Origin of the sequence: Nostoc sp. FACHB-110 (assembly GCF_014697425.1) — a bacterium.
In the GTDB taxonomy this organism is placed as follows: domain Bacteria; phylum Cyanobacteriota; class Cyanobacteriia; order Cyanobacteriales; family Nostocaceae; genus Nostoc_B.
Map to the genome: position 1 here is coordinate 42621 of NZ_JACJRU010000052.1, position 8187 is coordinate 50807.

10 protein-coding genes are annotated in these 8187 nt (G+C 39.8%); 3 read left to right on the top strand and 7 right to left on the bottom strand.

All coding sequences use genetic code 11. The features are described 5' to 3' along the window. Nucleotides 1–24: 24 nt before the first annotated feature. On the bottom strand, nt 25–810 hold the full coding sequence (locus tag H6G69_RS29790) for a bacteriorhodopsin (protein ID WP_190692721.1): 786 nt from the start codon (nt 808–810) through the stop codon (nt 25–27). Nucleotides 811–1215: 405 nt separating this feature from the next. Between H6G69_RS29790 and H6G69_RS29795 the strand changes: the two genes are divergently transcribed. Further along, nucleotides 1216–1515, top strand: a complete 300-nt coding sequence (locus tag H6G69_RS29795) for a hypothetical protein (protein WP_190692722.1) — start codon at nt 1216–1218, stop codon at nt 1513–1515. 93 nt (nt 1516–1608) lie between these two features. Here H6G69_RS29795 and H6G69_RS34210 read toward each other — a convergent pair whose 3' ends face one another. The 5 genes from H6G69_RS34210 to H6G69_RS29820 form a co-directional block, all read right to left on the bottom strand. Next, nucleotides 1609–1794, bottom strand: coding sequence for a transposase (locus H6G69_RS34210; RefSeq protein ID WP_313952421.1), 186 nt, complete (start codon nt 1792–1794; stop codon nt 1609–1611). 239 nt (nt 1795–2033) lie between these two features. Further along, nucleotides 2034–3383 (bottom strand): DUF2254 domain-containing protein, encoded by a 1350-nt coding sequence (locus tag H6G69_RS29805; protein WP_190692723.1) that lies wholly within the window; start codon nt 3381–3383, stop codon nt 2034–2036. Next, nucleotides 3380–4387 (bottom strand): mechanosensitive ion channel family protein, encoded by a 1008-nt coding sequence (locus H6G69_RS29810; protein WP_190692724.1) that lies wholly within the window; start codon nt 4385–4387, stop codon nt 3380–3382. The genes H6G69_RS29805 and H6G69_RS29810 overlap by 4 nt, the downstream gene beginning before the upstream one ends. A gap of 32 nt (nt 4388–4419) precedes the next feature. Beyond that, nucleotides 4420–5235: an ion transporter gene (locus H6G69_RS29815; RefSeq protein ID WP_190692725.1), complete on the bottom strand. Its 816-nt coding sequence runs from the start codon at nt 5233–5235 to the stop codon at nt 4420–4422. Between the two features lie 11 nt (nt 5236–5246). Next, nucleotides 5247–6527, bottom strand: coding sequence for a DUF389 domain-containing protein (locus H6G69_RS29820; RefSeq protein WP_190692726.1), 1281 nt, complete (start codon nt 6525–6527; stop codon nt 5247–5249). Nucleotides 6528–6813: 286 nt separating this feature from the next. Between H6G69_RS29820 and H6G69_RS29825 the strand changes: the two genes are divergently transcribed. After that, nucleotides 6814–7143 carry a helix-turn-helix domain-containing protein gene (locus tag H6G69_RS29825; protein ID WP_199336339.1) on the top strand — a complete coding sequence of 110 codons (330 nt, stop codon included), beginning with the start codon at nt 6814–6816 and terminating at the stop codon, nt 7141–7143. A gap of 87 nt (nt 7144–7230) precedes the next feature. After that, nucleotides 7231–7485 (top strand): hypothetical protein, encoded by a 255-nt coding sequence (locus tag H6G69_RS29830; RefSeq protein WP_190692727.1) that lies wholly within the window; start codon nt 7231–7233, stop codon nt 7483–7485. Nucleotides 7486–7626: 141 nt separating this feature from the next. On the opposite strand, the gene H6G69_RS29835 is transcribed toward H6G69_RS29830, so the two are convergent. Next, on the bottom strand, nt 7627–7995 hold the full coding sequence (locus H6G69_RS29835) for a hypothetical protein (protein ID WP_190692728.1): 369 nt from the start codon (nt 7993–7995) through the stop codon (nt 7627–7629). Nucleotides 7996–8187: the final 192 nt, after the last annotated feature.

The window sequence follows — 8187 nt, forward strand, 5'->3', positions numbered from 1 at the left end:
ACTATAGATAGAGCAAATTAAATTTCACACTCTTCTACGGGATGATTGGCGTTGTGTCCTACCAAAAGCGGTAATATTATCTACAAATTTAAAAGTATTTTCCACGAAGCGATCGCCTGTAGTTGGACGAGAATCTTGGAGATTGCGTAAGCCATGTAAATCTAAAAAGCTAAATCCTACTTTAGAGAAAAAGGGAATTAAGCAAAACAAAAAAGTCTCTATTGTTTGGTTAATCCAACCAAAACCACTAGGGCCAATAATCCAAACAATTGGGTAACAAATCCAAAGCACTGTAAAATAAGTTACTAACTTATTGTATAAGTTTGATAATTCTGCTGTTTGAGTTTTGGACTTAGCGCGTAAAGGATTCCAAATACCCCAAAGCACAATCAAAAAGGCAACAACCCCGCAAATATCCCACAAATATCTTATCCAATCTTGTTCAGATAAATCTGCAATCAATCCACTCGTAATCACAACTACTTGAGTACTCATCAAAAAACCGATGAGTGTCCAATCTTTTTTAGTAAACTGCATTGCTGTCCAAGACAGAGATAGGAGTAATAAAGGTGTAGTAACAATCCAATCAATGTAACGAGCATAGTGGGCAATTTGACCAGATGCTTCAACTTTTCCTTGGTCTAAAGCCATTGCCATATAAGCGAGTCCTGACCAGATAGGAATGAATATTGCCACTAGATATTCATGTTGTGGAACACCACGCCCATTACGACTGAGCGACCAAAAATGTAATGCACCAATCGCCATCCCAGCAACATAAATCCAGTGAATAATACTTTGCAAATCCATAAATTTATCTCACAAAGGTAGTTCAATGTAATAAAATTGAAAATTGATGAAATCTAATTAACTTAGTAAAAGTTGTTATTTATTGCTACCTGGACAATTGCAACAAATTAAGCTTTTCGTCACACTGGCTTATTGCCGTTAGTTCACTGTTTTAATAACTAGCAGATACAGCAGATTGCCGGTGGATGAGGTATAAGTTCCCAGCAAAAAGCTGTGTAAAAAAGACTTTTAAGCCTGTTTTTTGTTGCCTGCTACAAGATGATTAAGTTAACTATGAGTATGGCAAACAAATGTGATTAAAAAATGACGACATATTTAACAGCATTTATCCTGCTGTCACTTTCTATTCACATTTCAATTACAAGCTAAAAATATTGGATAGTTACTACTTGATAAGTTTATGTTATGTCCGGTCAAAAAATTTATCGGCTTTTCTTGGCTTGGTTAAAAATTACTTTGCCAACGTTTGTAGGCTTAAGTGCAATTATCGTCTTACTACTGGTGTTGTTTACTATTTTACAAGTACCTTCTTTTGTTCTCGGTAATGATACATTTTGGTTATTGCGTTGGCGATATGAACAGAACGCTAATTTTGCGATCGCTTTCAATCCGTTCTTGCTATTTGGCATAGCATCCATAATTGGTTTTATAGGAATGTATTTAAAACGTTATTCATACCCTCACAGTAAAAGAAGACGAAACTGATATTTATATCCTAATTTCTATTTTTTATAGAAAAGTAATAGGATTTTCCCTAATGCTATAGCAAACATTGGGTCATATCTTAATTCTTCATGGTCATTTAAATCTTCGTATCCGTTGTTTAATTAAGCTCTCTATTGAATGGTCATTTCTATTAGGCTGACGGTAATCTTGGAAACATTGTGCAAATCTTGATGTAATTTGCAGTTTTCTGTCTATTTCAGCAATTAAGGTTATCCCGGCATCAGATGTTACTTTTACCCCCTGGAAATTAACTATGATTGAAGGCGATTTTGCCTGCTCAAATTTGAACTATTTTGGTATACGATCTTTTGAAGCTGGAGTCATACTTTTTAACGGCTGAAATACTTACTATATATACATTTTTGCAGTTTTTTACCCCTTTCTTTATGTCTTGTGAAAGATTCAGGCTATCCATGCAATAGTTAGATAACCTTTTCAATTCAGAATTTTCATAATTATTACCTCAAAAATATTAATTTAAAACGTCATTTTTCTGGTTAATCCCAATCCTTATTATTGTCATCATTATTTAAATTCTTAATGACTTGATAATAACTCTCTTCTACATCTTTGTAGTCTTGTTCTTGTAATAGTCCTTCACGGCTATCTTGTAAAATCATGTCAGCATGATGACGCAGGCTTGCTTGATATTTAGAATTATTAGTGTAAGTAGCAATTACAGCTATAGCTTCTAACAAACGAATAGTTACTCCTGCATCCGACTTTCCATACTGCCGAATTTGGTTAAAAGCACGATCAACCAATTCTTGAAAATCTACTCCTTTAGCAATGAATCGCAATTTTTGATTTTTATCGTAGCGATAGGGCGAAGGAAAATCTCGTTGAACTAAGTGGCACAGTCCTGCGCTAAGTCGGTCAATACAGCGAATTGCAGTAAATGGATCATTTATTCCAGGGGAAATGGCACGCAGAGCAATTTCTACTAATTGATCGATTGGAAACTCTATATCCTGTTGTTCTGTACGTTCTTTGCCTAAAATAAAAGCATCATTAATTTGTTTGGTAAGTTTTTTATTTACTTTTTTTCCTGGCAAAACTAAGACTAAATCGCTACCTTGAATTAGAAATTTTCCTGGTCTAACCTGAAGGCGTATTAGCAAATTATGTTTACAAGCAATTTCCATCAATTCCACATTATCAATTGCTTGTAAATAACCAGTACCATTAGCTCTAATTGGTAAAGCCTCTTGCTCAAAAGACATGGGCATTTTTTCAACTCCAAGACTATCTTCTGGTTCACCATGCCCAATTCTTTCTGGAAATAGCCGCTTAATTGCTGAATGTAAATCCTCACTAACATTTTCGATTACATGAGATGCCTGAATTATGGTTGAAGCATGATGGATAAAATAAATTAATACACCAATGCTAATAATGGCGAGTAAAGTGCCGACTGTAACCGAAAGTTGTGGTACATACTGTTCGTATCCATCTCCTTCTCCATGAATTGTTCGCAGTACAAGCAAGCAGTAGATGAACGTACCAATAAATGTGCCTAGTACAACTTGATTACCTGTATCCTGCATAAAATTACGCAGAAGTCGCGGCCCGAAATTGGAAGCAGCTAACTGAAGTGCCACAATTGTAATTGAAAAGGCTGTAGCAGCAACGCTAATCATCGAACCTGCAACCGATCCTAACAGCGATCGCGCTCCATCAGATCCACCTGTGTAAATCCACCAATAATCAAGATTTACCTTGTCTGAGCGGTCAAAATTAAGCATTGTGAAAGCCAAAGCAGTAGCTACCACCGCCATAACCGCCGGTATGAACCAGTAACTTGAGTGGAGTTGATCCCACAGTTTGCTTATCTTGACATTTCTCATTGTTCGTTGGTTTGAGAATCTACTTTACCGTTGTTATCTGGTGAGGAGCGTGCTTGAGCAAGTAACCTGAGTGAATCGCTGATGCGGCGAGGCTTTGGTACTTCACCTTTACCAGATGGCCAACCTTCACGCTGACGAGAACGGTTTCCATCTGTCTCTTCTGTCTGGTCGTGGAACAGAATTTGTTGAGTTGGGAAAGGCAAATCAATGCCGTTTGCAACAAGCGTTTTCTTGATTGCAATAATCACTTTATCCCGCGAAATAAGATTATCTGCCCGTCGTGGTGGATGAACCCACCAGCGCACCCGGATGTTGACAGTGCTTTCGGCTAGTTCCATTGCTAGTACATCAGGAGCCGGGTCTTTTAAAACCTCATCTACACTTAGCATTGCGTCTAGCATTAACTGCTTGGCCCGATCAATGTCGTCGTTGTAGCCAATGCCGACATCATACTCTAATCGGCGGTTATCAAAGGCTGTGTTTACAGTTACCGAATTAGTAAATAATTCCGAGTTCGGAATGACAATCCGCCGACCGTCATAAGTTCTGATTGTTGTTGCGCGTGTTTCAATATTTTCGACTGTTCCTTCAAAGCCTTTAAAAACAATTTGGTCATCAATTTGAAAAGGTTCAGTCAGCAGAATTAAAATTCCAGCTAAGAAATTCTGTAAAATATCGCGGAAAGCAAAACCAATTGCAACACCACTAATTCCCAAAAGTTGTACCAAATCACCCGCTCTAAATGTAGGAATCACAATGGAAAGGGCGATAAACAACCCAATCAAAATTGTTAGCCCTTGCGCTAACCTTCCCAGTACTAATCCTAGATTTCGGGCAGAACGACGATTGCGAGTTAACCGCTTGACCAGTACCTTAATTCTGCTGGCAACAAATAAAAAGAAGATGAAGACGATTAACCCTAATACAATGTTCGGTAGCAAAGCTATGAACCCGTTAACCATGCTTTGAACCTTGTCCCAAGCTGCGGAGATTTCTGCATTCATGAAGTTTCCTCATTAAGTAATTTTTGCTAACGTTAACGCTCTAAATTCTGATGCAATAATTCTTGAATTTCCCCGCGCAATGCTGCGATTTCACTCTGAAGCAGTTGAATCGATTTCGCTCCAGCTAACTCTGCTTCGTCATCATCGGCATCACGGCCAATAAAAAACGTCGCCAGAGTTGCAGTGACATAACCAAATACGGCAAACGCATACAACGCTAAGAAAAAACAAAGCACCCGACCTTCGGGCGTTTTGGGCGAATAGTCAGAACCCATCGTTGTCATGAGCATTGCTGTCCACCATAAAGCAGTGCTGTAGCTGTGCAGCCCTGATTCCACAGGAACTTCGTTTTCAAAGGTATACATTCCTGCTGCTCCTATCAAAGTGACAATCATTGTTAATGCCACAACATAACCAAACCCTCGACGGCTCACACTTGCTGCTAGAACCCTCATGCCTCGGTTAGCACGGGTCATAACTCGCAACAACTGTAAACCTCGCACAGCCCGCGCTGTTCGTAGTACGCGGACGACTCGGATAATCCGAAACGTACGCAGCGCTGGCAACACTAAAGAAACAGCTGTTAGCCAGTTGCTTTTGATATAAGAAAATTTATGGGGAGCGATCGCTAGTTTCAGGAGAAAATCTAATATAAAAAGAATCCAAATAGTGATGCTAAAGGCTTCCAGTAAAGAGTTTAATCCCCAGATGATCTCGATGATGAACAGTGCTAGCCATACAAAGCCCAGCACCAGCATTGGAATTTCTAGCCAATCTTCCAACTGTTGCAAGACTTCATTACGTTCTTTTTCTAGGGCTTGCTTTTCTGAAAGCTTTGAACTTCTCATAAATGGTCTTATTATTTACTCGTAGGTGTTTCTAGCACGTTGACATCAACTAGAGGTGTCACATTAAAGTCCTGTTTTAATAATTGAGTTTGAATTGATTGGGTGAGGCGTAAGCGTATTTCTTCACTAGACGCTGTAACTCCCGGTTGACGCTGCACATAAATAACAGATAGCAAGGTATCCTGCCCTTGAATGTTAGATCGTGTAAAGCGCACATTCGACTCGACTAATTTTGCTAAACCAACTTGCTCTACAGTTTTTTGAACTTGGGCATTGGCACGTTGGGCAAGGCTAGAGCGTTGTAAATTGGGAGAATTAGAGAACTGCCAAGTCAGCAAAAGAGCCAATGCGATGACAGTTATCACTAAAGCAATACCGAATACCCGTTTTTTACCACGCCCATAGCGAGTTTCTTGAGCAGACAGCCCAAATATTCGGAACAACAAAGCTGCTGAAAAATTAATGCCACATAGTTGCAAAAACAGTAAGAATAGCTCCGAAATTACCATGTCCCATCTGCCAATTGCACTTGCCATACCCACAATTCCCGCAGGTGGAGCCAAAGAAGCGGCAACTAGCATTCCGGTTGCTGCCCCAGATACTAAACTACTGCGCTCTGACTGAACTAAATTGAGCGCCCCTGCTGCTCCGGCTGCCAATGGTAAAATCACTGCGACTGCTGAAACCTGGCTGCTTTCTACCATTAAACTGGTGGGAATTTCTTGCCGTAATATCAGGCTAAGTAGCCAAGTAGTGGCAATTGTGACTGCTAAAGCGGCAAAATAACGTAAAATACTCCGTCCTAAGAGTTGGCGATCGCCCCATGCAGTAGCGATCGCTGTATTCATTGCCGGCCCTGCAAAGGGTGCAATTAGCATCGCCGCCACCAGCAAGTAAGCTGTATTCGTATACAAGCCAATCCAGACTACAAAGCCTGCCAGTGCTGCATAACCAAGAAAACCTCGCCAAGAGCCAACACTTTGCAAACCAGAAAGAAAAATCTCAATCGGACTGCGTTCTTCCACATCTACAACTTGTTGCGGTGCTTGGGATGCAGGGGGTTGCAGAGTCATCACACCAGTTGGTATGAGCGTAATTTGTACTTTGGGCAAGTCTTGCAACTTGTCCAGAACTTTGCCAACTTCTTGATTAGAAAGGTGAACAATTACTACATCAATCGGTTCTTCTGCATTAGCTTCAAATCGAGCCATATTTGTGCCGTTATGAGATTTGGCAATATCGATAACAGCTTTTCCATTTCCTCGTGGCACTTGAATAATAAGTTGACGCATTTTCACCTCCTATAGCTAACCATCTTGCTTTTTGGGGCGATCGCTCTACTACCCAAAGAAATATTTTGAAAATAACTAAACTTAATTAATTTTGGTTAGTAATCGCTAAATTATTGGAAAATAACTGCCTCATTAAGAGAATAAGGGAGATTATCAGCAAACGAAGAAAGGGTGCGTGGTGTTTATCGTAATCAAGGAACACAAACTCCTTCAGTTTCTGGCGATCGCTAATTTTCGGTATGATAGCTCTACAAGTTGTCACCCGTGCATTATTAAAATTGTCCTTATGATTGCAGCCAAAACGCCCACTAGAAGACACTGGGAACTGTTTGAGATTTACAAAGCTAAGGTTGCTATCAAAATGGAGCCTAAAGAGTTCCTAAAACACTGGTCTGTCAACTACGAAGAACTTGCCGAATTGTGTGGGCGTTCTAAAAGCACAGTAGCTCATTGGTTTTCCCAAGGTGAGCATCGTAGGGAACCCTCAGAATCTGACAAACGCCGACTAGCAGAAATTCATGCTTTGTGGATTCAATTTGAGAATGAACCTGCTCACCTTAGAGAGATTTGGGCAAGAAAACGACGGCGCAAACATAAAACAAACTGTAATAATTAGTTGTCATCAGTGTATTATTTAGTTGTCAAGGTGACAACGTGAGTTTTATTGTGTGTCATAGCTATTCCCACCTCAAATAAGTGAATTATGATTACCCAAAGCTTTTTATCTAGCCTGGAAGAATCGAATGCAGTAACTAATAGTCCAAGCGAGGTTCAGACTTTACAAGGTAAAGAACCACTCAAACATCTGTTGATTGGTTCTTCTAAAGCTGTAACCAGCACAATTCACTACTTGCAAGTTATTGGCTACTCAAATGTTGGCGATTGGAGTCCTTTACTACCCAGTCCTAACCCTGGTGAAGTTATGAGTATTTTAAATAGACCTATTGCGGTGCAATAAGCACAGTTACTTCGTGTAGCTAAAAAAATGACCCCTAGAGGGGTCATTTTTTTAGCTACATATTTTGTGTGCCTTGTGTGCGATCACAGTAAAGATAAACTCCAAAGTATTACTGCGCTCCAATAAAGTTCATAAGTGATTTTATGGTAAAGGTTTAAGAGATAACAAATCCTGTAGCTCTGCAACACTTAGTTGTTTCAGTTCCACAAGTCGCTGGTCAACAAGTTCCATAAATTGCTGAAAATATGGACAACCACAACATACTTTGTCATCGCCAGGAACAGCACACTTACAGCTGTGAGTGGCAATAATTTCCTTAAAGTAATAGTTACACCGGATACAATAACAAACACGGTTATCTTGACTCTGGTGGGGAGTTAGAAATCCTAGAGAGTGGCATTTAGGACACTTAGGCTTACTTAAATCTTCAGGCTTCCACTCCTTCAAAACCAGTTGTGAAGCAACTTGAAACCTCAACTGTTTCAGCCGCAGAAGTTCAATCACATTCATGTTAATTCTCCAGTTTTACAGCAGGAGTGTTTTTAAACACAATGGATTCAACTTGACCATCACGAAGAAAAATCCTGTGTACAATCAATACCGTTGCCAAAAAAAGAGTATGAAGAGGTAGGGCTGTCGTAGTAGAGTTATTGTCTTCCCAAACGACAACTCAAAAACTACGATTTAGCCCATGCCCGACAT